This window comes from Pedobacter sp. Leaf176, from assembly GCF_001424305.1.
Classification (GTDB): Bacteria; Bacteroidota; Bacteroidia; order Sphingobacteriales; family Sphingobacteriaceae; genus Pedobacter.
Window position 1 is genome coordinate 171,345 of record NZ_LMPD01000004.1, and the last position, 24,092, is coordinate 195,436.

A 24,092-nucleotide genomic window follows, 5' to 3' on the forward strand; every position below is an offset into this window, starting at 1 on the left:
TATCGGATAATATTTAATTTGTGTTTTGAAATTATCGGATAATATTTAGTTAGCATCTTAAAATAACTATATTGTACTGGATATTTTTACTATGGAAAGATCAGCCGCATTAAAATATTTAAAGGAGCATCTGAACAAGCCCCAGCATACTATCATGATAGGCCCGAGGCAGATCGGCAAAACTACGCTGGTTAAACAATTGGCTGAACAGTTAAATCAAGCTAATGAATTGGTTTATTTTCTCACTTTTGAAGATCCAGCTATTTTAGATGCTGTAAATCATCATGCTGAAAATATCTTTAATTATACATTATTACCAGCCGATGTTCCCGCAGATAAAAGATTATATATTATTATCGACGAAGTTCAATATGCAAAAGATCCCAGTAATTTTTTAAAGTTTTTGTATGATAAGTATGCCCCAAAATTAAAAATTATTGCAACTGGTAGCAGCGCATTCTATATTGATAAAAGCTTTAAAGATAGTTTAGCAGGAAGAAAGAAGGTATTTGAATTTTTTCCACTGGCATTTGATGAGTTTCTGCATTTTAAAGGTGAAGATAATTTGATTGCAGAATGGGAAGAAATGATTAAAAGACCTTCCTATCAGGGACTTCAGCGTAATCGCATAAATAGTTTATTTGATGAATACCTGGTTTACGGCGGTTATCCAGCTGTTGTTTTAGCTGATACTGAACAAGAAAAACAGGACATGCTTAAAGAAGTCGTAAACAGCTACATGAAGAAGGATGCCCTGGAGGCGGGTATTAAAGAGGAATTGAAATTTTTTCAATTGGCGCGATTATTAGCTGATCAGACGGGTAACCTCGTTAATAACAACGAATTGGGAAATACTTTACAAATGGCAAGCGCTACAATAGAAAATTATATCTACCTGATGCAGAAAACATTCATTGTTCAGCTGCTTTCTCCTTTTTATGGTAATGTGCGAAAAGAATTAACCAAAATGCCGAAAATTTATTTTAATGATAGCGGTTTGCGTAATGCATTGTTAAATAATTTTTCCAAACTCAATGACAGAGCAGATAAAGGTGCGCTATTGGAAAACTATGTGTATTGCAGGTTAAGGCAATTGCATGATAGAGATAACCTGCATTTCTGGCGAACAGCAGATGGCAATGAAATAGATTTTATTGTAGAACAACAATTAAATAAAGGACTAGCTTACGAGGTAAGATATAATGATGTTCAATTTAAGCCTTCTAAATACAAGAAATTTACAGAAGCTTATCCCGATTTTAATTTGGAATGTGTTTGTAAAATAAAAGCTGGGAATAATTCGATAGAGGGGATTAGGTTATGATTTTAGTATTTAGCCAGGCTCAGCTTCGGTGAGATTGTATCTTATATGGTGTTAAATAAGTATAATTTTATGAAACAGATCTAAATATCCCAAGCTTGCTAAGTTTCAAATTCTAAATTATTTTCGATAAATCCTGCTAACCTTTTTATATCATTCGATTAAATTCTGGTAAATTCGAAAAATAAAAACTGTTGAGTGAATAAAGAAAACAATAACCATCAATCCGATCGCTGCAGGATCTGTAAATCTCCATTTGCTGAATCACTCATCGTGAGGGAAATGATGTTTGGCTTTCGTGACCAATTTACCTATCATCAATGTTCAAATTGCGGGTGCCTACAGATTGCCGAAATTCCTAAAAATATCGATAAATATTATCCTCCATACTATTATTCATTTACAGCTGAAACTGCTAAACTTAAACGTCAGCCGTTTATTAAAAGATTAATAGGGAATTTAAGGTTAAAAAAGCTGCTTAAAAAAGACAGGCCAGCCTTGAGGTATTTAAAGCCAATCGATATAAAATTTTCTGATAAGATATTAGAAATAGGTTGTGGAAAAGGTAGGCAGATTTGCGATTTATTTAATTTAGGTTTTGAGAATATAGAAGGCGTTGACAAATTTATTCCCGAAGAAATAGACCATGGCTTTGGCGTGAAAATTCTGAAAAAGGATATTCAAGAGCTTAGAAATAATAATTACGATCTTATTATCATGAATCATGTTTTAGAACACATGCCTGAACAACAGGAAGTATTAGTAAATTGTAGAAAATTATTAAAAGAGAGGGGTTGCCTTCTCGTAGCTATCCCCATCATTGCCGAGGCTTTTAATATTTATAAAGAAAATTGGGTTCAGCTAGATGCCCCCCGACACTTTTTCCTACATACGGTTAAGAGTATGAATATCTTAGCGAAAGAGACAGGTTTTGAAATTAAACACACACTTTTTGATTCAATAAATTTTCAATTTTGGGCAAGTGAGTTGTATAAAAAAGATATTCCGCTTTTTCCCGAAGAAAATAACAGGTTGGCTTATCCGGTAGAGAAATTTTTCACGTCAGCCGAAATGGAAGACTTTGAAAGAAGATCGACAGCGTTGAATCTGGAAGGTAAAGGCGATACAGCAGTTTTCTATTTATATAAATCTTAAGACTCAACTATTGACCAATAATCCATTTAATTCTGTTTGCTTTGTTGATTAAATACACTAAAAAATAACTTGCGAAATAAGCCATAAAAAATCTTACGTATTGAATTATCACCAGTTCGAATGATGATTTGCCGGCGGCTGTGATTCCCAAAGGACTAAAGATTGTTGGCAATACTTGTACTATTATTATGTAATGGATCAGGTGAATTCCATATGTACTGCTACGCGGATTTAATTTTTTGATCCATTTCGGGTTGCCTAGGCGATATAGAAAAACAAAGCATACCAGAGAATAAATGATATTAGTGAACCTTAAAGTATTATATGGATCTGCTTTTACACCGGCATTTATTAAGTAATAACTTTCCCAGCAAGAGATTATCAGAGCAATAGCAGAAGCCAAGCCCAAGGTAAATACCGAACGTTTTTTAACCCAAACATTAAACTCTTTAAAATATTTATGTAAAATTACGCCTAACCATAAATAGAACACAAATCCTACTACAGCGGTCGTATGGGTACTGTAAATCCATTCATGATATAAATTGACCGAATAAAACAAGGAGCATAATCCTAAAAATATACCTAGTTTATAGTTATAAAGATGCTTTCTAAAGATTAGCAAAATTGAAATGCTGCCAAGAAAATTAAGAATAAACCAAAAGCTTGTTTTAACAACAATGTCATATAGTTGCTGTCCAAGCCCCCAAAGTGGTTCCTCAAACATCGGAGACCAGCTACCTTTTATATAAACAACTAATAGATTTGTGTAGATAAGTATCAGAAACACAATTAACCAAAACAACCATGGTTTAAATGTCCCGTCAAATCGTCTTTTTAAATATTGTAATGACGTGGTGGTATGGATTTTATCTCCTATCAAAAAACCTGCGAGTATATAGAACAGAATTGTTCCAAATTTAAAAACCTGCATGGCAAATAACTGAATGGACTGTTCATAAACATCCTTAAAAAATTTAGGCTCGGGCCACATATAAGTGTGCTCTAATACAATCGTTATGATGGCTATGAATCGAAGCGAGTCAATAAAATCGTAATTTAGTTTTTCTTTTTTAAGCGGTTCTGACATAATAATTTTGCAATAATAAGAACTATAGATTATATATTGCCAATTTTAGTCAGTCATTGTTGGTGAAATAACATTTAACATTTTGTAATTCCTGATTTAATTGTTGTAATCCTTATTTTCGTATTTAATCTAATGAATTTATTTCCCCCAATTTTTTTTTAATGATATCTATAATTATCTCTTCAACAAGTCCTGTTTTTTTAGAAAGTGTAACTAAAAATATTACTGAAACAATTGGCGTTGCATTCGAAATCATTAGTTTCGGTAATGCAGACGGTAAGAGAGGTTTGTCCGAACTTTACAATGAGGGTGCTAGAAAGGCAAAATATGACCTTATCTGCTTTATGCACGAAGATGTAAATGTCAAAACTCAAAACTGGGGAGCCATTGTAGCTCATATTTTCAAACAAAATGAAAAGCTGGGTCTGGTTGGTTTGGCTGGGAGTTCCTATAAAACGTTGGTACCCTCCGGCTGGTTTTGCGATGCTGGAGCAAAGATTACCAATTATGTAAATATGCTTCAGCGATATAAGTTTAGTGAAACAGCAACCAAACTTGTTTATCAAAACCCAAAAGATAAACCTATTGCAAAAGTTACGGCAGTAGATGGCGTTTGGTTTTGTACTAAAAAATCAATTGTCGCCCAATATCCGTTTGATGGAGCGCTTTTTCAAAAGTTTCATTGCTATGATTTAGATTTTTCTTTTAGTGTAAGCCAATCTTATGATGTTATGGTAACTTTTGAGGTGTTATTGGAACATTTTTCTGAGGGAAATTACGATAGAACATGGATAGAAGAAACACTTAAACTTCATGAAAAATGGAGCCACATTTTTCCAATCGATTTTGATGGCTTGACTAAAAAGGAAAAATTTATTGCCGAGAAGTACTCTTTCAGGGTTTTTGTACGGCAAATGCTGGTTGCAGGATATACTAGGCTTGAAATTTTTAAATTATTCTGGAGTAGCCCTTTACGTAGGCAAAACTTCGGTTTATTTTTTAAGTTAATAAAGGAAATTCGCCGAACTCAAATATCGTAACCGGCCGATTTAAAATATGGACGCCAAAAATCTAAATGTAGATCCCAGGCATGGCAACCAAAGGGTAATTCTCCTCCGGTCATTTTTATAGCCCTATCTGGTGCAGTTTCAATTGAGAACCTTAATGCCTTTCTATAGGGTGGTACAATAATTCTTTTGGCTCTTCTGTTTACTTCGATTGTCCAAAACATATCCTCATTAAAATAACCCGATTTTTGATTTTTGTAAGAATTTACTAAGTCTGAGTGCTCCATACAGAAGGTATAAAAAGTAGAAACTTTTCTTAAAGAAAAACCTCCGTTTCCGACATTATTATTCATCTGGCGTTGAATTTCAGGTTTGCCATGTTTATCGAGGTAATTATATCTCCTATGGAGATAAGTCCTGATTTGTTCTTTAAATTTTTTAAATAACGTTGGATATTCTTTCTCCCTTAACCAAGGAGCACCAATGTAATCGTAGCCCAAATTACACCAGTATTTTAGCTTATCAGTAAAAACAAAAGCATCTAACTGATAAATGAGCATATACTCATATTTCAGAAATGTTTTGTAAAAATCAGTTTCGAGCATTAAATTATTATAAGAGAATACATCTTTGAAATACACATTAGGAAAAGAAATTATTTCTTTGATAAATGATAAATCAAAGTCGACTTCATTTTCATTTAAATGTTCGGGCTTAATTATAATTATATCATAGTTAGATAAAATTTTCTTGCACTGGGTTAAGGCGATTTGTTCTAAGGCTGTTAAATCGGTTTTATATATTGGGATTATAACCGCGTAATCAGACATTGTCACTTTCACTTTTAGTAAATAAAATTAAAATACTCATTAGCCCCTTCAATATTTTAAAAGCGATTTTGTTATTTCTGATTGCTAAAAACTGTCTTGTTCGTTTTGAGTTTAATACCTCAATAACTTTATAATCTTCAATAAATAATGGGAAATACCTGGCCATCGTTTCAGCTCTTTCAGCATGCATCAATTTGTGGTTATCAATAATGGATGAAATGCCTTCTGTATCATAATTACAGATAATTTGATTGATGTGCTGATAAGATACATTTGCCTTGCAAATCGCATAAATGAAAAACTCCCAGTCGGATGCTATTTTATAACTTTCATTATAATAAAAAAGCGCGTCAAATAATGTTCTTTTTATAAAACTTGCCTGGTGAGAAAGGTTATGCTCTTTAAAATAACCGAATGAAAGTCTATCCGGATACGTACGAATGTGTTCGCCGTGTTTTTCCATGTACGCTGCATCGCCATAGTATATGCCTGTATTGTTATCAAGATGAGGAACCGCTTTTTCTAAAGTATTGTTTTCGTAGAAGCAATCACCGCTGTTCAGAAATAGGATATAATCGCCGTTAGCCTTAAGAATGCCTTTGTTCATCGCGTTATAAACGCCATTATCCGCTTCGCTAATTGAATAACTAATATTTGCCTGCTCCTCAAACAATATTGCCTTACCACCGTCACTGCTCCCGCCATCTATAACAATGAATTCAAAATTTTTCCATGTCTGGGCCTTTACACTATCGATGGTTTTTTGCAATCCGATTTTGTTATTGAAATTTATGGTAACGATGGATATTTTTATGCTCATGTTTTAGTATTATGGTCGAGCTTATTAAACAGTTCGGTTAGCTTTTTAGAAACCTCCATTGGGGTATAACTCAGGATAGATTCATGCGCATTCCCTTTTATGGTATTCCAAAGATTTACATCCTGATATAATTTAACAATTTTATCAGCAAAATCATTTGTTTCATTGGCGAGCATTACATTCTTTTCATGTGTTAAGTTCATACCTTCGGTTCCAATTTCGGTAGACACTATCGGCAAGCCAAACTCCAAACTTTGCCCGATTTTACCTTTCATTCCGGCTCCATATCTTAGTGGTGCAACAAAAATTCTAGTGTGCAGGAAATAGCTGCTTACATCTTCTAAAAAACCTGGCACAAATACATGATCACCAGCTAAGCTTTTCACTTTTTCAGGTGGGAAACTTCCCAATAAGTAAACGGGGATGTTGCCTAGTTTATTCCAGACCATGGGCATAATTTCATTAATCAGCCACTCTACAGCGTCAACATTTGGCTCGTGTTTATAGCCGCCAATAAACACGATTCCTTTCCTGTTTTCGAAGCTAATTTCAGTTTCCGGAATACAAAGTTCATGTACATTCGGAATGACAAAAATATTATTTATTCCTTCCTTTTCTAAAAGCCCCAGTTCAGTCTCTGTTACAACAAGTGTGGCGTCAGCATCTTTAGCTAAGCCTAGCTCTATTTTTTTAAACTTTATGGCTTTCTTCTTTAACTTTTCATTCTGTTCTTTTTCTGCCTGTCTTAACATGCGTACAAAATGTAAGTCTACGGTATCGAATATAATTTTAATCTTTTTATTCGATTTTAATAATTTCCTGAATTCAATATTTAAAATCGGTCTGGAAATCCAGGCATAATCTATCTCGTTTTTTAACCTTTCCAGGTTATAAAGCATTCCATCTCTATCCGGTGAATTTAAAAGGACATCAACGCCAAGTTGAATTAATTGTTCATAATATGGCGATACCCTTAATCCATTATTTGGTAAATAAACCACGTTGAAATCTAAATTTTTAAAAATTTTAATGATTTCGAAGAGTCGTTTTGAACCCGAAGATTTATCATGTTGAGGCAAATCATCATCTATAACCAGAATGGTTTTTTTCGATGAATCTAAAAAATTTAAGACCATGGTTATCGACGGTGTTTTCTTAAACCATGATTTTATTTTACCCAGCATATTTTATTTATTGGTGTAATTAACGAACAAAAATATAACATTAATCTTTTAATTGGCAAGGCTATTATTTTGAACTCTCGTGGTATATTAATTTAATTAAAGAGAAGGCAGACCGCTTTCTGATGTAAAAAAGTGATTTTATATTAAATAGTAATGTGTTAAAAAGCTTCAAAGAGAAATTCCTTGTATCTAATTCCTTATAGCCATTTAACAGTAATTTTATAAATTCTTTGACGTTTTTAGGGGTTTGAGGATGTTTAGAGAACAGATTTAAATGCGCCATCCTGGTCAATTTTGCATCCGTTCTATCTTTCCCTGTAGAACTTTCCAAATGTTTACGGTGAAGTACGAGTTTATCAGTAATATAATTTATTTTTCCAGTACACGCTGCGGTATAAGCCAGCCACCAATCGTAGTAAAAGGCATCAGGGAAATCAGGCGTTAAGGTTAAAAGTTCTCTTTTTAGCAAACAGGCGTGACCAGAAACGCAATTAAAATACAGCAGGTTTTTTGCGCATTTTCCGTTAACAAACCGATGATGCGAGAGCGTGCTTTTGCCAGTTGGCTTACCCTGTTCATCTATATAGGTTGAGTCATGATAAATCAAAAGGTTCTCTCCAATACGCTCCATCAACCTGGTAATTTTATTTTCTATCCAAATATCGTCCTGGTCTGCAATGGCAATAAAATCAGCAGTGCAATTGTCCATCGCCTTTTTAAAGTTTTGATTAAAACCTAGATTAGATTTATTTACCCAAAACTTGATGTTGTGATTTTTTGAGGCGTAGTATTCTAAAATTTTGACCGTACCATCGTTTGATATATCATCACTAATTATAATTTCTAAATTTGGATAGTCTTGATTTAAAATTGAATCGAGTTGTCTGGCTAAATATTTTTCGCCATTGTAGGTGCATAAAGCAATTGAAACAAGTGGTTTTTTGGTTCCCATTATTTCCTCCGCTTTTTCAGCCCGTTCCACATCCTAACTAAAAATAAAAACAACGGATTTCCGGCTAATTTACCCAGAAATGAACCTGATAAATGAAAAACTGTCGAATTGGTTTGTATCCAGCGGGTTCTAAAAAACCGGTTGTATTTGCTTATCAATTCATTCCTGATCCGAAAAAAATCAGCATCGCGATTGCCTCGGCTTTTGTGGGTCAAGTTAAAAGGGATTACGTAGGAGGAAAAACCATTTAACTCGGCCTGCAGTACCAAATCGGTTGCGTATAAATGAAAACCGCTTAAATCGTTTGAAACTTTGAGGTTTGCACTATTTTTTACGAGGAGGAAATTTTCATCTAAACCGGTTACTTTTAATGGAAATTTACCTTTATTCATAAACGTTCCGTCGGGGTAAGAGATGTAATAAACAATATGGTTCGGACCAACAGCTCCGGCATTGCCACAAACACCCCAACTGGCATCTAAGTTATCCAGCTGCACCAGGCACTTCATCAAATCTTCGAAGCCATCTTTATTTATCAAAATATCCTGATGGCAAATGATTATATACCTTCCTTTTGCCTTTTTCAGAAACAGATTGATCGCGGAGAAAGCATCGAAATTATTTTTTTCGGTATTGTCTGCAAAAATATATTCGCATTTATCTTCACTGAAACCTTTTGATAAAAATGACTGGAGCATTTCGTTATACTCTAGTTTCCGGGTGACAAGGGTACATATCGAAAATTCAAAGGCGTAAGTTTCTGCCTGAATGGAACTGGCGATATTTAAAACGTTACTCATTAATCATTAAACGTTTGCATGTCAATTAAACGTTTGTATAATCCATTTTGCGACATCAGTTGCTGGTGCGTACCAGTTTCGATGACTGCACCTTTATCAATTACCACAATTTTATCGGCATGTTGGATGGTGCTCAAACGATGCGCAATAACAATTGAAGTTCTGTTTTGCATCAGCTTATTCAAAGCATCCTGAACTAATTTCTCAGATTCAGTATCGAGTGCCGAAGTAGCCTCATCAAGCAGCATAATAGGCGGATTAGCGAGAACAGCTCTTGCTATGCAAACCCTTTGTCTTTGTCCGCCGGAAAGCCTGTTTCCTCTATCGCCAACAAAAGTTTGGTAACCGTCTTCCGTGTTAAGGATAAACTCGTGTGCATTTGCAATTTTAGCCGCTGCAATTACTTCTTCTTCGCTTGCTTCGGGTTTTCCGAAGGCGATGTTATTGAAAATACTATCATTAAATAAAAAGGATTCCTGATTTACCGTTCCCATCTGGCTGCGGATGCTTTCAACGGTTAAATCGCGGTAATCACGACCATCAATTTTAATGGTGCCTGATTTAGGATCGTGGAAGCGAGGAATCAGATCCATTAGCGTGCTTTTTCCACCTCCAGAAGGTCCAACCAATGCGACTGTTTGTCCTTTTTCGATATCGAGATTAATGTGTTTTAAAACTTGCTTATCTCCATAATTGAAGGCTACGCTTTCGAAAACCAACGATTTATTGAACATGTTTAAGTTTTCTGCATTGGGCTTATTTGTCAACTCCGGTTTAGTATCAATTAGCTCTAAAACACGTTCACCAGCAGAAATTCCGGAGTGTATTCCACTAAATGAATCTGTTAGGGCTTTTATTGGCTGCATAACCTGACTAAAGGTAGCCAGGTAAACCACAAATTGATCAGCGGATAAATCTCCTTTTCCATTCAAAATCATCGTTCCACCATAAAGCAGGATGAATACAACAACCAACACACCAAGTGTCTGCGAAACGGGGGAAGCAAGTTGTTGCCTTCTTGCCATTTTTCTATTGAGAAAGGAGTAGAATTTATTTTCTTCGCCGAATTTATTTTTAACACGTTCAGAAGCATTGAAAGCTTTTATAATTTTAATACCACTTAAAGATTCATCTAAGAAGCCAATCATCTTCGCAAAAGATTCGTGTGATTGTGTCGCCTGTTGTTTCAATCGTTTAACTATTTTACTTATAATAAACCCCGAAACAGGGATTACAAGTAATGAAAATATGGTTAATTTAAAAGATATTCCGATCAATACAGCAACGAAGAAAATTAACTGCAGAGGTTCTTTAAAAACAACCTGAAGCGTATTTGTTACTGTGAATTGTACCACCTGAACGTCAGAAGCAACCTTGGAAATAATGTCACCTTTACGTTCATTGTTAAAATAGCCAACATGTAGGTTCATCACATTATCAAAAACGGTTTTACGCATGTTTAACAGGGTATGCACGCGTAAGTCTTCCATAAACCTTTGAGAAAAGTACCGGAACAAATTTGAAAGAAAAACTGTAATTATAATTACACCACAAATAACCTGCAATGCATATATCTTGTCGTGCGCAATTATGGTTGCTACATAATCATTAAACTGTCCGAATAGATTCAAAGCGCTACTTTTTTCCGAAGGTGTAACATTAATTGTTGCCTTATCAAGGAACAGGGCCTGCATTAGCGGCCCTAGTAGCGTAAAAAGAAAAGTATTAAAAACAATGGCAAACAAAGTTGCAATAACATATGGAATTGCGAATTTTTCTATGGGTTTAGCAAAAGATAATAAACGGAAATAAGTCTTCATTTTATGGAAAATGGAATATATATCATGGATGACGTAAAAAACATCTCCAAAAAATCTAATTAAAACTTGGCAAATGTACAGTTTTCAAACCAAGCTTTAAATTCTGCTGATTTATGGCAAAGAAAATTACAATCGTTTAATGCTTTTACCTTGAACTGATTTATCAATAACATCCATTACATCTGTAACGTTCAGGGAGGAATTGTATTTCTTTTTTAAATCATTAAGTCGCTGGCGACTATTGTTTATAATATCTAGAGAGGCTAAATAATCTCTGTAAGCGCCCCAAACCCATAATTTACCAGTTAATAATTTGGGCAAAAGTTCAGCAAAAACCAAGTGTAGCGGCAATAACCGCAGCCGGTATCCCTGAAGTTGAATGCGCTGAAGTATAAAACGATTACGGTAATATATTTTCTTGATAAAATTTGATTTGATTTGAGTTTTTGTACTTCCGCTGATGTGATGAAAGCAGACGGACTGGTGTTCATAATAACATTTCCATCCTAGTTGCCAGGCCCGTAAACTTAAGTCAAAATCTTCTGATGAAAATGGAGAAAATATTTCATCAAAGCCGCTCAGTTCTTTTAATTTTTTCGCATCAACTAAGGCATTGGCCCCAGAAAGATAAGCTGTGTATACCTGGTCATCTTCGGGCGTTTGGCTATAATAAAATTTATTTGCTTTAATTCGACAACCACTATAATACAGTAAGCGGGCGGCATCCTCAATTTTGGTTTCATCGAAACTCATTATCCTTCCCATCACCCCAAAAGTATCCGGCCTGTCAAAATATTTCCATTGATGCCGAAAATAATCAGGTGTTAGCTTAACATCGGAGTTTAAAAGCAAGATCAAATCATACCTTGCTTCGCGTATGCCGTGGTTACAGGTGTACGAGAAGCCTCGGTTTTTATCGTTGATTAAGAGATTGATGCTTGGATAGTTATTTTTTATAAAATTGATGCTGTCATCCTTGGAGCCATCATCAATTACAATAACCTCAAAATCCTTATTTACATTTTCCGTGGCAATAAATACCGACGGTAAATATTTTTCCAGCAAATGCCTGCCGTTATAGTTCGGTATTATAATAGAAACACTTAGTTGCATTTATTTCACAATTTTGTAGTTTCTGTACTCGAATAAACGCAAGCCAGTCAAATCCTCAATTTTTTGTAAAAGTCTCCTCCTGAAATTCATTTTGGGCGTTTCTTTAGTTAAATCCTTTTCAAATTTCCAGTTTGCAGCGTCAATTCTTGCTCGCAAAACTTTTGGATGACTACCTGTAAAGTGAACCAGTCTGTCTGCATTATGCATATCGAAAGTATTTTGAACCGGATAATTTTGTTCTATCCATTCTTCCGTTTGATAATATTGGTTAAAGTTGCGGACCTTACCCTGCAAGCCTTTTGGTGGTTTCACCCAACCGTAATGATAAATGTAAGCGTCAATTAATTTAACTTTCAGCTTTCTGTCGTTTATTCTAAAACCCTGCGCATCTTTGTAAGAGTGTATTCCAGGCAAGTTTTTTAATATTCTCACCTCCCTGCGATACCACCTTCTCGATTCCGCCACGTAATCGTAAGATGCATAAAAATGCTTATATTTCAGAAGTAAAGCCTCAACATCATCATTGTTTAGTTCCGCTTCAAGTTCTTTTTTAATTAAAGGTAAATAATCTTCATGTATAGCCTCATCTCCCTGGATATAGATCAACCAATCTGCATCGACTGCCGCCGCTGCCAGTGCTTTGTTCGTCTCATTGGCAAATACGAAACCGCCTTCTTTTAAATTATCGTCCCATACGGTATCAATAGTCCGTATTTTTTCAGGCGCAATGCTTTTAACCAGCGCTGAAGTTTCGTCTGTAGAATTTCCCAGGGCTACAACAAAATCATCGCAGAGTGGTAAAATTGAAAGTATAGCTTCTTTTATCGGATAATCATTAGCAACGGCATTTCTGATGAAGGTAAATCCGGTAACTTTCATTTATTCTTATTGGTTTAGGCTTACATCACCTATTAAATTTTGTTTATTTGTACAAATATAGTTTTATTGATGAATACCCATCGCACTCTTTTAAGCGAAATTAAACAAGGTAATTATAAGGTTTTGGCCAGGACGTTATCCTTGGTTGAAAATGATATTGCGCCGTCCGGATCAATTCTAAGAGATTTAGAGAGTAATTCAAAAACAATAGTTTTAGGAATAACCGGTCCGCCGGGGGCAGGGAAAAGCACATTGGTAAGCGCGATAACAGATCGATGTTTAGCGAATGGAAAACGGGTAGCCATATTGGCCATCGATCCTACATCACCGTTCAATTTCGGTTCTTTACTCGGCGATAGAATCAGGATGGCCTCTCAATTTAATAATCCTGATGTTTTTATCCGCTCGCTGGCAACAAGAGGTGCTTTAGGTGGAATTTCAGCAAAAACCATTGAAATGGTTGATGTTTTAAAAGCTTCCAACTTCGATATAATCATGGTCGAAACCGTTGGCGTTGGACAATCGGAAGTTGAAATTGCCGGTCTTGCCGACAAAACAGTAGTGGTGCTGGTGCCTGAAGCGGGTGATGAAATTCAGAATATTAAATCAGGTTTGATGGAAATAGCCGATTGCTTTGTAGTAAATAAGGCAGATAGGGATGGGGCGGCTACTTTCGCTAATAACCTAAAAAAGATACTCCATCAAGGCACGAAATCTATTCCAGTATTAAAAACAGCAGCAGATAAAAACGAAGGTATTGTCCAGTTATACGATTGGGTTGCCGAACCGATGGACAACACTCAAAACGATAAAAGAGCACTTTTATTTGCTGAAAAAGCATGGAGAATTATTCAGCATAACAATATGAAGCAAGTAGATAAAACAAAGCTTCGTGAAGAAATTCGCGAAGCTTTGATGAAAGATAACTTTAATATTTATCGATTTGCAGACAAGTTTGGGAAGAATGGTTAACGATTTAATTGATAAGTTATTAACCTGAAAAATCGCCAAAGACTACCCGTTCATAATGTCTTCAATCTCCTCAACTTCCAATGGAATATCAGCCATTAAATCAACGTTTCCATTTGAAGTGATTAAAATGTTATTTTCTAAACGGATGCCTAAACTTTCCTCCGGAATATAAATTCCAGGCTCTACTGTTAAAATGTTTCCTGGAGCAAAAGGTGTGTATCGGTTTGCAAAATCGTGTACATCGATACCCAAATGATGTGATGTGCCATGCATGAAATATTTTTTATATGCCGGCCAGGCAGGATTTTGATTTTTCACTTCTTCAGTCGAAATCAACCCTAATCCGATCAGTTGTTCAGTCATGATTTCTCCAACTTCTTCGTGGTAAGTATTCCAAACTGTTCCGGCTATCAGCAAATTCGTAGCCGATTTCATTACGTGTAGAACAGCATTGTAAACATCCTTTTGTCTTTTGGTAAACCGGCCATTTACCGGTACAGATCGACTCATATCAGCATTATAATTTGCATACTCTGCTCCAAAGTCGAATAGTATTACATCACCATCTTTACATTCCTGATTGTTGTCATTATAGTGAAGTATATTTGCATTATGTCCTGACGCAATAATTGGTGTGTATGCGTGGCCTGTACCTCCCTGTCGGATAAATTCATGAATAATTTCAGCCTCGATTTCGTATTCCTTAACCCCGGGTTTAATGAATTTCAGAACTCTGACGAAAGCGTCGCGGGTAATGCCACATGCTTTTCTGGTTAATTCAATCTCCAGATCTGATTTTACTGCCCTCAGTTCACGCATTATTGGTGCCGAACGTTCATAGTGATGTAATGGATATTTGGAGCGTATTTGTTCTATAAAACGGATGTCGCGGTAAGGCACCATGTGTGCATAACGGTCATTCTCGTTTGTGTTTAAATAAATATGGTCCGCGTAATTTATTATGCTATGCAAAATCGAATCAAAATCTTCCAACCAGTAGATGCTTTCAATACCTGATGCGGCCTTAGCCTGCTCTTTGGTATATTTATAACCTTCCCAAACTTTAATGTAGTCGTTTGTCTGTCTTAAAAACAGGACTTGTCTGTACAAAGGATTAGGACAATCAGGATACAAAAGCAAGATTGTTTGTTCCTGATCGATACCAGATAAATAGAATAAGTCAGGATTTTGCTTGAAAATAAAGTTTTGGTCGCCACTTCTCGGGAACTCATCGTTGGACTGAAATATAGCTAATGAGTTCTTCTTTAATCGATTAGTGTATTTTATTCTGTTTGAAGTAAACAAATCATTGTTGATTTTCTGATATTTCATTTTAAATATTTTCTTTTAAGACACGACGCCAAAAGTAATAAAATGATTAATGACTGTGAAGTTTGGAACGGAGTTTGTATAAAAGTTTGAAAATTTAATATTTTGATTAATTTTGCAGCTACTGAAAAATTAATTAATTAAATGTTTAACCCTTAAAAAAGAAAAAGATTATGAATTATTCTACTTTAAAGAAAAGTGTTGCACTTTCTTTAGTGGCATTAACAGGAGTAGCTTCTCTTGCTGTCGCTCAGGAAACTCCTGCAACAACTACTTCTTCAACCAAGGTATTTGGTGGAAGAGGACAGTACAGAACTTGGTCAATTGGCGTTAACGGTGGTGTATTAGCTCCTGTTGTTGCTATTGGCGGTTCTAACGATTTTAACTCATGGGATGTTAATTTAGGTTACGGTTTAAATATCCGTAAACAATTAGGTCACTCATTCGCTTTAGAATTAAACGGATTACGCGGTAAAGTTTCTGGTTCAAATGTTTCTACTAACGGACCAATTGCTCCAGGAAGTGCAACTGCAAGAGAATTCGAAACTCAATTGCAATATGCTGTAGATTTGCGTGGTGTTGTTAACGTTGGTTCTATTGATTTCTTACGTCGTGAGAACTCTGTAGGTTTCTTCGTTACTGCGGGTGCTGGTTATATGGCTTATGCTCCAAAAGTAACTTATACTAACGGTACTGTTGTTGATTGGAAAGGTAAAGCTACAGGCCCTGTAGGTGATCCACATGAAGCAAAAGATTACGTTAAAGGCATGTACATTCCAGTAGGTGTTGGTGTTAAATTTAAAGTTTCTGAGCGTGTTAACTTCAACTTAGGTTACACTATGAACTTTATTGATGCTGATAACTTTGATGGAGTTTACGCTCAAGGAACTACTAAAGATAAATTCTCTTACGGTTATGCTGGTTTAGAATTCTCTTTAGGCTCATCTGCTAAACCTAGCTTAGAATGGACTAACCCATTGGCTACAATGTATGATGATTTAAAAGATCCTACTTTACGTCAAGAAGTTGAAGCTTTGAAAAACCGTGTATCTGCTGTTGAAAAATCTGTTGAAGATTTGAAAAAAGATACTGATGGTGATGGTGTTGCTGATCAATTCGACAAATGCCCAGGAACTCCTGCAGGTACTGCTGTTGATGGTTCAGGATGTCCACTTCCAAAAATGACTGCTCCAGTTGATTCAGCATCAAATGTAACAGGCTTTGAGAGAATTGGTTTCGATTTCAACTCTTCAGTTTTAAAAACTGAGTCTTACCCTACTTTAGATAAATTATCTTCAGTGTTACGTGAAAACGGTGGTAAAGTAACTGTAAACGGTTATGCTTCAAGCGAAGGTACTGCTGCATATAACATGAAGTTATCTAAAGACAGAGCGAATTCTGTTAAAACATACTTAGTAAACTCTGGCGTTAACGCTAGTCAAGTTGCTACTAAAGGTAATGGTGAAGCTAATCCAGTTGCTTCTAACGATACTGAAGAAGGTCGTATCCAAAACCGTCGTGTTGAAACTTCTAGAAACTAGTATTTCAATATAAAATTTAAAAAAAGTCCCGATGCAAATCGGGACTTTTTTTATGCCTTTTAGTTTCGCGTGTTATGGTTTTTAGCTAAGTTTGTATCATGTATTTCTTCAGGAAAAAAGATCCGAACAGGCCAAATAACATCAATTTGAAAATTATGCATTTTATCAATGCATTAGCCATATCTGTTTTTCTTGCCGGCATCATCTATAAGCTGATTCAATGGCTTGCTAAATAAATATTTTATGAAAAAAATCATTACGACTACAAATGCGCCCGCACCAATTGGGCCATATAGCCAGGCGGTACAAGCAGGTAACTTTTTATTTGTATCTGGTCAGGTTGCGATAAATCCCGAAAACGGTGCATTAAACATTGATAATATTGAAGAAGAAACACATCAGGTTATGCGTAACCTTAAAGCTGTATTGCTTGAAGCAGGCTTAACCTTTGATAATGTCGTTAAGTCGACCATATTTTTGAGTGATATGGGTACCTTTGCCCAGGTTAATGAAATTTATGGTCAGTACTTTTCAAGTGATTTCCCTGCTCGAGAAACCGTTCAGGTGTCTGTGCTTCCCAAAAATGTTAATGTAGAAATTTCTGTGATTGCAATAGTAGGATAGTTTTGACGGTAAGCAAAAGCAAGTATTTTTTTGCTGGTATCATTCCGTATATCATTTGGGGTACAATGTCTATCCCATTGAGAAATATAAAATATATTCCGCCTCAGGAGATTTTGTATTACCGGATATTCATTTCTATTTTAATGGTATGGACAACTATATTATTGTTCAGACGTAATGCACTAAAAAAGGATTTAGATTATTTCAATACGCTGAATTCAGCTGCAAAAAGAAAGTTAATCCTATTAACTATTCTATCATCAGTATTAATAACTGGGAATTGGTTTACCTACATCTTCGCGGTTAATAGTGTTAGTTTGAAGGCGGCCGCTTTCGCTTATATGGTTTGCCCCTTGGTAACAGCACTGTGCGGTTTTATTATATTGAAAGAAGCGCTGACAAAGACTAAAACTGTTGCCATTGTAGTAGCGTTCATAAGTGTCGGTTTACTTGCTACTGGTTCATTTTATGAGGTAATATGGGCTGTTATTATTGCATCCTTCTGTGCCCTTTATGTAATTGTATTAAAAGTAATTCAAAACATTGATAAATTCAATTTCTTAGGCGTTCAATTAATCCTTTCGGGATTAATTATGCTACCAATGTACTTCATCAAATCAGAAGCTTTTCCAACAGATATGTTCTTTTGGAATCATATCTTTTTGATAGCAATTGTTTTTACCATAATTCCATTGTTTTTAAATGCTTATGCCTTGCTTGGCATGTCATCGTCTGCACTTGGAATTTTGATTTATTTAAATCCGATAGTTGCTTTTGCAGTTGCATTTTTCTACTTTAAGGAGAAAATCGATAGTCACCAGTTATTTGCATACCTGCTTTTACTTTTATCGATTATTATTTTCAATGCGGAATTGCTTAAAAGTGTTGTTTACAAGAAACGGTAATTACTTTGTCTAATTCGGTTTTAAATACTCCAATAGAATTTATCAAGGGCGTTGGCCCTAGTCGCGCCGACGTTTTAAAAAAAGATCTGGGTCTTTTCACCTATGAGGATATGCTTTCGCATTATCCGTTTAGGTACATCGACAGAACTAAGTATTTCAAAATAAATCAAATTAACCCCGATGCCCAACATATTCAACTGATCGGACGTGTTATCAGCAAGAAAATAATAGGCGAAAAACGTACCAAAAGAATTGTTGCTGTTTTTAAAGATGAAACAGGCATAATGGAGCTGGTTTGGTTCCAGAGTTTAAAATGGGTTGAAGACAATATAACAGTTGGCGTTGCCTATGTTGCTTTCGGTAAACCAACTTTTTTTAACGGAACATTTAGTATTTCTCACCCGGAAATGGAGCTCTACCAGAATAAACCAGTTGGAAGAGGAAATCTGACCTTACAGCCGGTTTATAATTCTACGGAAAAACTTAAAAAGTTTACGCTGGATTCTAAAGGCATCCAACGTTTAATTGCGGGGTTGCTTGACCAGGTAATTCACCAGGTTCCCGAAAACTTGCCGCAGTATATTCTAGATAAATATCAATTGCCTGAAAAAAAAGCGGCATTGCTGAATATTCATTTTCCCAAAAATCAGAAAGATTTAAGTGCGGCAGAAAGAAGATTGAAATTTGAAGAGTTGTTTTTCATTCAACTTCAGTTATTGCACAACAAACAGTTAAGGCAGTTAAAATTTAAAGGCGTTAAATTTGAAAAGGTAGGCGAAAAAGTTAACCGCTTTTACAAAGAATTTTTACCTTTTGAGCTAACCAATGCTCAGAAGCGGGTTGTTAAAGAAATCCGTATCGATACGCAGCGCGGTGTTCAGATGAACCGACTTGTTCAGGGCGACGTAGGCAGCGGTAAAACTGCAGTTGCACTAATGAGTATGCTTTTAGCTAATGACAACGGCTACCAGGCCTGTATGATGGCTCCCACAGAAATTCTGGCCCGACAGCATTACGCTTCAATTACGGATCTGGTTACTGACAGCCTGGTTAAAGTAGCAATTTTAACCGGCAGCACGAAGAAGAAAGACAGAACCGCTTTGCATGAGCAGTTGGAAAACGGCGCAATCGATATCCTGATTGGCACACATGCATTAATTGAAGATAAGGTCCAGTTTAAAAATCTTGGTTTAGTTGTAATCGATGAGCAGCACCGCTTTGGAGTAGAACAAAGGGCTAAATTATGGCGCAAAAATGTAATCCCACCACATATCCTGGTGATGACTGCAACGCCAATTCCCCGAACCCTGGCCATGACTTTATATGGAGATTTAGATGTTTCTATAATTGATGAGTTGCCTGCAGGCAGAAAGCCAATTGAAACCAGGCACCTTTTTGAAGGGCAAAGATTACGGATGTTCGGCTTCATGAAGCAGGAAATTGCCAAAGGCCGGCAAGTTTACATTGTTTACCCGCTAATTAAAGAAAGTGAGAAACTTGATCTACTTCATCTCGAAGCTGGTGTAGAACAATTGAGTTACCAGTTTCCCCGCCCGGATTATCAGATAAGTATTGTTCATGGACAAATGCCAAATGCCGATAAGCAATTTGAAATGCAACAGTTTATCGATGGAAAAAGCCAGATTATGGTTGCAACAACTGTAATCGAGGTTGGGGTAAACGTACCTAATGCATCGGTAATGGTAATAGAAAATGCCGAACGGTTTGGTTTATCTCAACTTCACCAGCTAAGAGGACGGGTTGGTCGCGGTTCCGACCACTCGTTTTGCATTTTGATGAGTGGCAATAAATTGAGTAAAGAAGGTAAAATTCGATTAGATACGATGGTTAGAACGAATAATGGTTTTGAAATATCGGAAATCGATCTGCAACTTCGTGGTCCGGGAGATATTACCGGAACACAGCAAAGTGGTGTTCTTGATTTGAAACTCGCCGACTTAGCAAAAGATCAGATTATCCTTTCTGAAGCGCGGAATACGGTTATCGAACTTTTCGAAGCCGACCCGCAGCTCGAAAAACCAGAACATGCATTACTTAAAATGCATTTGCAAAAACTTGAAAGAGGTATTTCATTTGATAAAATTTCTTAGTATCATTTCTCAGCAGTTTTTATTTACAAGTTTGTATTCGATTGCAATTTTAAATTCTCAAACCTTAGTTTTGCAATATCAAATTTAATTCATTGGCAAACTCCAATCCCAACCCTATTGTGGTAAAACCCGACCCTTTCGCATCCTTGCGATACAGAGAGTTTCGTTCTTTTTTAGGGATGCGCTTCTTCTTTACACTTGCATATCAAATGCAAGCTGTCGTAATTGGTTATCATATTTACGATTTAACACATGACCCCTTGAAACTGGGCTTGGTTGGGCTTTGCGAAGCCATTCCTGCCATTGGTATTGCTTTGTATGGAGGTTATATTGCCGATAAAAGTGAAAAACGAGGGTTGTTAATTAAGATTTTCTCCGGTGTATGGCTGGCCTCTGTTTTGATGTTGATTATTACGAGCAAATACCTCCACCTTAAGGAAGACCTTATCGTGTTGATTATGTACGGGCTGGTTTTTTGTATTGGTTTAGCCCGGGGCTTTTTCGGACCTGCAACTTTTTCGCTAATGGCGAAGATTGTTCCTAAAGAATTGTATCCAAATTCCAGTACCTGGAATAGCAGCAGCTGGCAACTGGCCACAATTATAGGCCCTTTAACGGGCGGCTTGGTGAATTGGCTTTGGGGAATTACTGCCGCCTACAGTGTCATCGTATTGCTGGTGTCCATTTCTCTGATTTGTATTTTCACATTTAGGAAACATCCATCAACCTACATTCCGAAAGAGAATATTTTCCACAGTTTAAAGGAAGGCATTAATTTCGTTTTTAAAACCAAAATGATGGTTTGGGCAATGAGCCTGGATTTGTTCTCCGTATTTTTCGGTGGTGCCGTGGCTTTGTTACCTATGTTTGCAAAAGATGTTTTCCACCTGGGCTCTTTTGGACTTGGTATGATGCGTGGCGCAGCCTCATCTGGTGCTGTGATAACCATGTTAGCTATGACGCGTTTTTCGCCGATGGGAAAACCATGGAGAAACCTGCTGATTGCCGTTACCGGTTTTGGCTTAAGTATTATTTGCTATGGACTGTCTAAAAATTTTTACCTGACTCTATTTTTCTTATTCCTGGAAGGGTCTTTCGATAGTGTTAGCGTTATTATTCGCCAAACGATTATGCAGTTGCTTACGCCCGATGACATGCGCGGACGGGTTTCTGCAGTGAATAGTATGTTTATCGGCTCTTCAAATGAGATTGGCGAATTCGAATCTGGATTATCGGCAAAATTATTAACCTTAGTTCCTGCAGTGGTTTTCGGCGGAAGTATGACTGTCGGAATTGCCTTCATCACCTGGTTAAAAACTAAACCGTTAACCAAATTAAGTTTGCAGGACATAAACGAACAGACGAGCAGGGTTTAGTTGCAGGATTGTTGTTTTCGGTTGATTTGTTCCCGCAGATCACACAGATTTCGGCGGATTATGAAATTTTACCTATTGAAATTGGAACTTCTCTCTGCGTAAATCACCGCAATCTGCGGGAGATATTAATAATATACTCGAGCAAATCTGTTCCCGCGGATCACACAGACGTCCGTATATTAAAATTCTAATCAGAATTGGAGTAAGGAAGCTATTTTTTCCGCGTAGATCACCGTAATCTGCGGTAGACCTAAAACTAGAACTGCTTATTCTTGCCCCAGATTAAATAAATAATTGACCCTAAAAACGGTGCAAGAATAATGATGATAAACCATAATACTTTCACGCTAAAGCTCATTCTGCTATTTCTGGAAATATGATAAAGCGCAATTAATATCAAAACCAGCCATAAGATGGCCGGGATAATTATGAAAAGCGCAATCTGGTTGCTGTTAACATTGGTTTGTAATAACATAAGTTGAATTCTATCCTAAGCTTCAACAATTCTTTCGCCAATTTGTTGTCTCCACATGGCCTGGTATAAACCATTTTGTGCAATTAAACTTTCGTGTGTACCCTGCTCAATAATGTGGCCTTTCTCCAAAACGTAAATCACATCGGCATGTTTAATAGTTGATAAACGGTGCGCAATTAAGATCGTCATGTGGTCGGTTAAATCAGATACTGATCTGATGGTTTTAGTAATTTCTTCTTCTGTTATAGAATCCAGGGAAGAAGTAGCTTCATCGAAAACCAAAATGTCCGGCTGGCGAAGTAAAGCCCGTGCAATTGATAATCGTTGTTTTTCTCCGCCGGAAACTTTTACACCACCTTCGCCAATTAAAGAATCCAGGCCTTTATCTGCTCTCGCCAATAATGTTTGACATGCGGCCTGTTGCAAAACTTTATAACATTCCTCATCAGTTGCCGTAGGGTTTACAAATAATAAATTTTCTCTTATCGTGCCTGAAAAAAGCTGCGTATCTTGTGTTACAAAACCTATTTTTTCCCTCAGCGCGTCCAAATCTATGGCATTACTCGGACTACCATTGTATAAAATCTCGCCGTCTTTTGCCGGATACAAACCGACCAAAAGTTTAACGAGCGTTGATTTTCCCGAACCCGACGGGCCAACAAAGGCAATGGTTTGACCGCTGTGCGTATCAAAAGAAATGTTTTCCAATGCATTCCTGTTTGCAGTAAGGTGCTTAAAGCTTACCGAATTGAAAGAAAGTTCATTTATTTTTTTAATCGAAATCGGATTTATAGGTTTCTTGTCAACAGGTGTGCTTAAAATCTTTTTGAAGTTCCCTAAAGATACTTCAGCTTCACGCCAGGCTAATATGACGTTTCCGAGTTCCTGCAATGGTCCGAAAAGGAAAAATGAGTAAAATAAGAATGAAAAATATTGTCCGGGAGAAATGGTGTTGTCGAATATCAGAAGCAATAAAACAACAATCATGGAGCTTCTAACCAGGTTTACTGTGGTGCCCTGAACAAAGCTCATACTTCTTACATATTTCACTTTTTTAAGCTCGAGGCCCAGTATTTTGTAGGTGGTTTTATTTAGTCTTTCTATTTCCTGGTCGGCTAAACCTAAACTTTTTACCAGTTCGATGTTTCTTAGCGATTCGGTGGTGGAACCTGCCAATGCTGTTGTCTCGCCAACGATAGAACGTTGAATGGTTTTAATTTTGCGGCTTAAAAACCAGCTTACAAAACTAATAATCGGAATTGCTGCGAAATAAACTAAGGTTACTTTATAGCTTATGGAAACCGAATAAACAATTACGAAAACCATCCCGATTAAGCTTACAAAGAGCACGCTGATAAAAGAAGTTATGAACTTTTCTGAATCTAACCTTACCTTTTGCAATACACCCAAAGTTTCTCCACTTCGTTGATCTTCGAATACCTGGTAAGGTAACTTTAGGGAGTGCTGCAAGCCATCGGCGTACATTTTTGCACCAACTTTCTGCACAATTACGCTGGTAAAATAATCTTGAAAGTTCTTTGCAATACGGGAAACCATGGCTGCGCCAATTGCCAAACCGATAAACCCGAGTGCGCCCCATATGTAAGTACTTTTGCTTGTGAAAGACGCCCGTTTGTTGATGTATAAATCTAAAATCCTACCGGTAAAGTAAGGATCCATTAAAGAAAAGCCAATATTTACACCTGCCAGCAATAATGCCAGGGCCACAATCCACTTGTGGTTTTTCAGGTAGTCTAATAATAATCCCATTAAGTTTTGTTGTTTGTT

General features: G+C 36.5%; 22 protein-coding genes. 10 read left to right on the plus strand and 12 right to left on the minus strand.

Annotated elements, in window-relative coordinates; translation table 11 throughout:
* Positions 1 to 91 precede the first annotated feature (91 nt).
* Entirely contained in the window at positions 92 to 1,324 is a 1,233-nt protein-coding gene (locus ASF92_RS13265; protein ID WP_056093749.1) for an ATP-binding protein, read from the plus strand.
* A gap of 195 nt (positions 1,325 to 1,519) precedes the next feature.
* Positions 1,520 to 2,476 carry a bifunctional 2-polyprenyl-6-hydroxyphenol methylase/3-demethylubiquinol 3-O-methyltransferase UbiG gene (locus tag ASF92_RS13270; protein WP_157263878.1) on the plus strand — a complete coding sequence of 319 codons (957 nt, stop codon included), beginning with the start codon at positions 1,520 to 1,522 and terminating at the stop codon, positions 2,474 to 2,476.
* 7 nt (positions 2,477 to 2,483) lie between these two features.
* Here ASF92_RS13270 and ASF92_RS13275 read toward each other — a convergent pair whose 3' ends face one another.
* Positions 2,484 to 3,566: an acyltransferase gene (locus ASF92_RS13275; protein ID WP_056093754.1), complete on the minus strand. Its 1,083-nt coding sequence runs from the start codon at positions 3,564 to 3,566 to the stop codon at positions 2,484 to 2,486.
* A gap of 161 nt (positions 3,567 to 3,727) precedes the next feature.
* On the opposite strand from ASF92_RS13275, the gene ASF92_RS13280 reads away from it, so the two are divergent.
* A complete protein-coding gene (locus ASF92_RS13280) occupies positions 3,728 to 4,606 on the plus strand; it encodes a glycosyltransferase (RefSeq protein WP_056093757.1) in 879 nt (292 codons plus the stop codon).
* On the opposite strand, the gene ASF92_RS13285 is transcribed toward ASF92_RS13280, so the two are convergent.
* The 8 genes from ASF92_RS13285 to ASF92_RS13320 all read right to left on the minus strand — a co-directional run bounded on the left by ASF92_RS13285 (position 4,594) and on the right by ASF92_RS13320 (position 12,971).
* Positions 4,594 to 5,403 carry a DUF5672 family protein gene (locus ASF92_RS13285; protein ID WP_056093760.1) on the minus strand — a complete coding sequence of 270 codons (810 nt, stop codon included), beginning with the start codon at positions 5,401 to 5,403 and terminating at the stop codon, positions 4,594 to 4,596. The genes ASF92_RS13280 and ASF92_RS13285 overlap by 13 nt on opposite strands.
* Positions 5,396 to 6,223 carry a glycosyltransferase family 2 protein gene (locus ASF92_RS13290; RefSeq protein ID WP_056093765.1) on the minus strand — a complete coding sequence of 276 codons (828 nt, stop codon included), beginning with the start codon at positions 6,221 to 6,223 and terminating at the stop codon, positions 5,396 to 5,398. The genes ASF92_RS13285 and ASF92_RS13290 overlap by 8 nt, the downstream gene beginning before the upstream one ends.
* Positions 6,220 to 7,407, minus strand: coding sequence for a glycosyltransferase (locus tag ASF92_RS13295; RefSeq protein ID WP_056093770.1), 1,188 nt, complete (start codon positions 7,405 to 7,407; stop codon positions 6,220 to 6,222). The genes ASF92_RS13290 and ASF92_RS13295 overlap by 4 nt, the downstream gene beginning before the upstream one ends.
* Before the next feature lie 64 nt (positions 7,408 to 7,471).
* Complete coding sequence (locus ASF92_RS13300; protein ID WP_056093773.1) at positions 7,472 to 8,359, minus strand: glycosyltransferase family 2 protein; 888 nt, start codon at positions 8,357 to 8,359, stop codon at positions 7,472 to 7,474.
* Positions 8,359 to 9,159, minus strand: coding sequence for a glycosyltransferase family 2 protein (locus ASF92_RS13305; RefSeq protein ID WP_056093776.1), 801 nt, complete (start codon positions 9,157 to 9,159; stop codon positions 8,359 to 8,361). Before ASF92_RS13305 ends, ASF92_RS13300 begins: the two co-directional genes overlap by 1 nt.
* Positions 9,159 to 10,979 carry an ABC transporter ATP-binding protein gene (locus ASF92_RS13310; RefSeq protein WP_056093779.1) on the minus strand — a complete coding sequence of 607 codons (1,821 nt, stop codon included), beginning with the start codon at positions 10,977 to 10,979 and terminating at the stop codon, positions 9,159 to 9,161. Before ASF92_RS13310 ends, ASF92_RS13305 begins: the two co-directional genes overlap by 1 nt.
* A 126-nt stretch (positions 10,980 to 11,105) precedes the next feature.
* The gene (locus ASF92_RS13315) at positions 11,106 to 12,092 is read right to left on the minus strand and encodes a glycosyltransferase family 2 protein (RefSeq protein WP_056093782.1); all 987 of its coding nucleotides are present in this window, start codon (positions 12,090 to 12,092) and stop codon (positions 11,106 to 11,108) included.
* On the minus strand, positions 12,093 to 12,971 hold the full coding sequence (locus ASF92_RS13320; protein ID WP_056093785.1) for a glycosyl transferase: 879 nt from the start codon (positions 12,969 to 12,971) through the stop codon (positions 12,093 to 12,095).
* A 69-nt stretch (positions 12,972 to 13,040) separates the two neighbouring features.
* Between ASF92_RS13320 and meaB the strand changes: the two genes are divergently transcribed.
* A complete protein-coding gene (gene meaB / locus ASF92_RS13325; protein WP_056093788.1) occupies positions 13,041 to 13,943 on the plus strand; it encodes a methylmalonyl Co-A mutase-associated GTPase MeaB in 903 nt (300 codons plus the stop codon).
* A 42-nt stretch (positions 13,944 to 13,985) separates the two neighbouring features.
* On the opposite strand, the gene ASF92_RS13330 is transcribed toward meaB, so the two are convergent.
* Positions 13,986 to 15,275: an aminopeptidase P family protein gene (locus ASF92_RS13330; protein ID WP_056093791.1), complete on the minus strand. Its 1,290-nt coding sequence runs from the start codon at positions 15,273 to 15,275 to the stop codon at positions 13,986 to 13,988.
* A 170-nt stretch (positions 15,276 to 15,445) separates the two neighbouring features.
* On the opposite strand from ASF92_RS13330, the gene ASF92_RS13335 reads away from it, so the two are divergent.
* The 6 genes from ASF92_RS13335 (at position 15,446) to ASF92_RS13355 (ending at position 21,829) form a co-directional block, all read left to right on the plus strand.
* Positions 15,446 to 16,813, plus strand: a complete 1,368-nt coding sequence (locus tag ASF92_RS13335; protein WP_056093795.1) for an OmpA family protein — start codon at positions 15,446 to 15,448, stop codon at positions 16,811 to 16,813.
* A 98-nt stretch (positions 16,814 to 16,911) separates the two neighbouring features.
* The gene (locus tag ASF92_RS21425) at positions 16,912 to 17,049 is read left to right on the plus strand and encodes a DUF6728 family protein (RefSeq protein ID WP_231729815.1); all 138 of its coding nucleotides are present in this window, start codon (positions 16,912 to 16,914) and stop codon (positions 17,047 to 17,049) included.
* A gap of 7 nt (positions 17,050 to 17,056) precedes the next feature.
* A complete protein-coding gene (locus ASF92_RS13340; protein ID WP_056093798.1) occupies positions 17,057 to 17,437 on the plus strand; it encodes a RidA family protein in 381 nt (126 codons plus the stop codon).
* Between the two features lie 2 nt (positions 17,438 to 17,439).
* Complete coding sequence (locus ASF92_RS13345) at positions 17,440 to 18,342, plus strand: EamA family transporter (RefSeq protein ID WP_056093801.1); 903 nt, start codon at positions 17,440 to 17,442, stop codon at positions 18,340 to 18,342.
* A 5-nt stretch (positions 18,343 to 18,347) separates the two neighbouring features.
* Positions 18,348 to 20,453: an ATP-dependent DNA helicase RecG gene (gene recG, locus ASF92_RS13350; RefSeq protein WP_056093803.1), complete on the plus strand. Its 2,106-nt coding sequence runs from the start codon at positions 18,348 to 18,350 to the stop codon at positions 20,451 to 20,453.
* Between the two features lie 92 nt (positions 20,454 to 20,545).
* A complete protein-coding gene (locus ASF92_RS13355) occupies positions 20,546 to 21,829 on the plus strand; it encodes an MFS transporter (RefSeq protein WP_231729816.1) in 1,284 nt (427 codons plus the stop codon).
* Positions 21,830 to 22,085: 256 nt separating this feature from the next.
* Here ASF92_RS13355 and ASF92_RS13360 read toward each other — a convergent pair whose 3' ends face one another.
* Both ASF92_RS13360 and ASF92_RS13365 read right to left on the minus strand, forming a co-directional pair.
* Entirely contained in the window at positions 22,086 to 22,304 is a 219-nt protein-coding gene (locus ASF92_RS13360) for a PLDc N-terminal domain-containing protein (protein WP_056093810.1), read from the minus strand.
* A 15-nt stretch (positions 22,305 to 22,319) separates the two neighbouring features.
* Positions 22,320 to 24,074 (minus strand): ABC transporter ATP-binding protein, encoded by a 1,755-nt coding sequence (locus ASF92_RS13365; protein WP_056093813.1) that lies wholly within the window; start codon positions 24,072 to 24,074, stop codon positions 22,320 to 22,322.
* Positions 24,075 to 24,092: the final 18 nt, after the last annotated feature.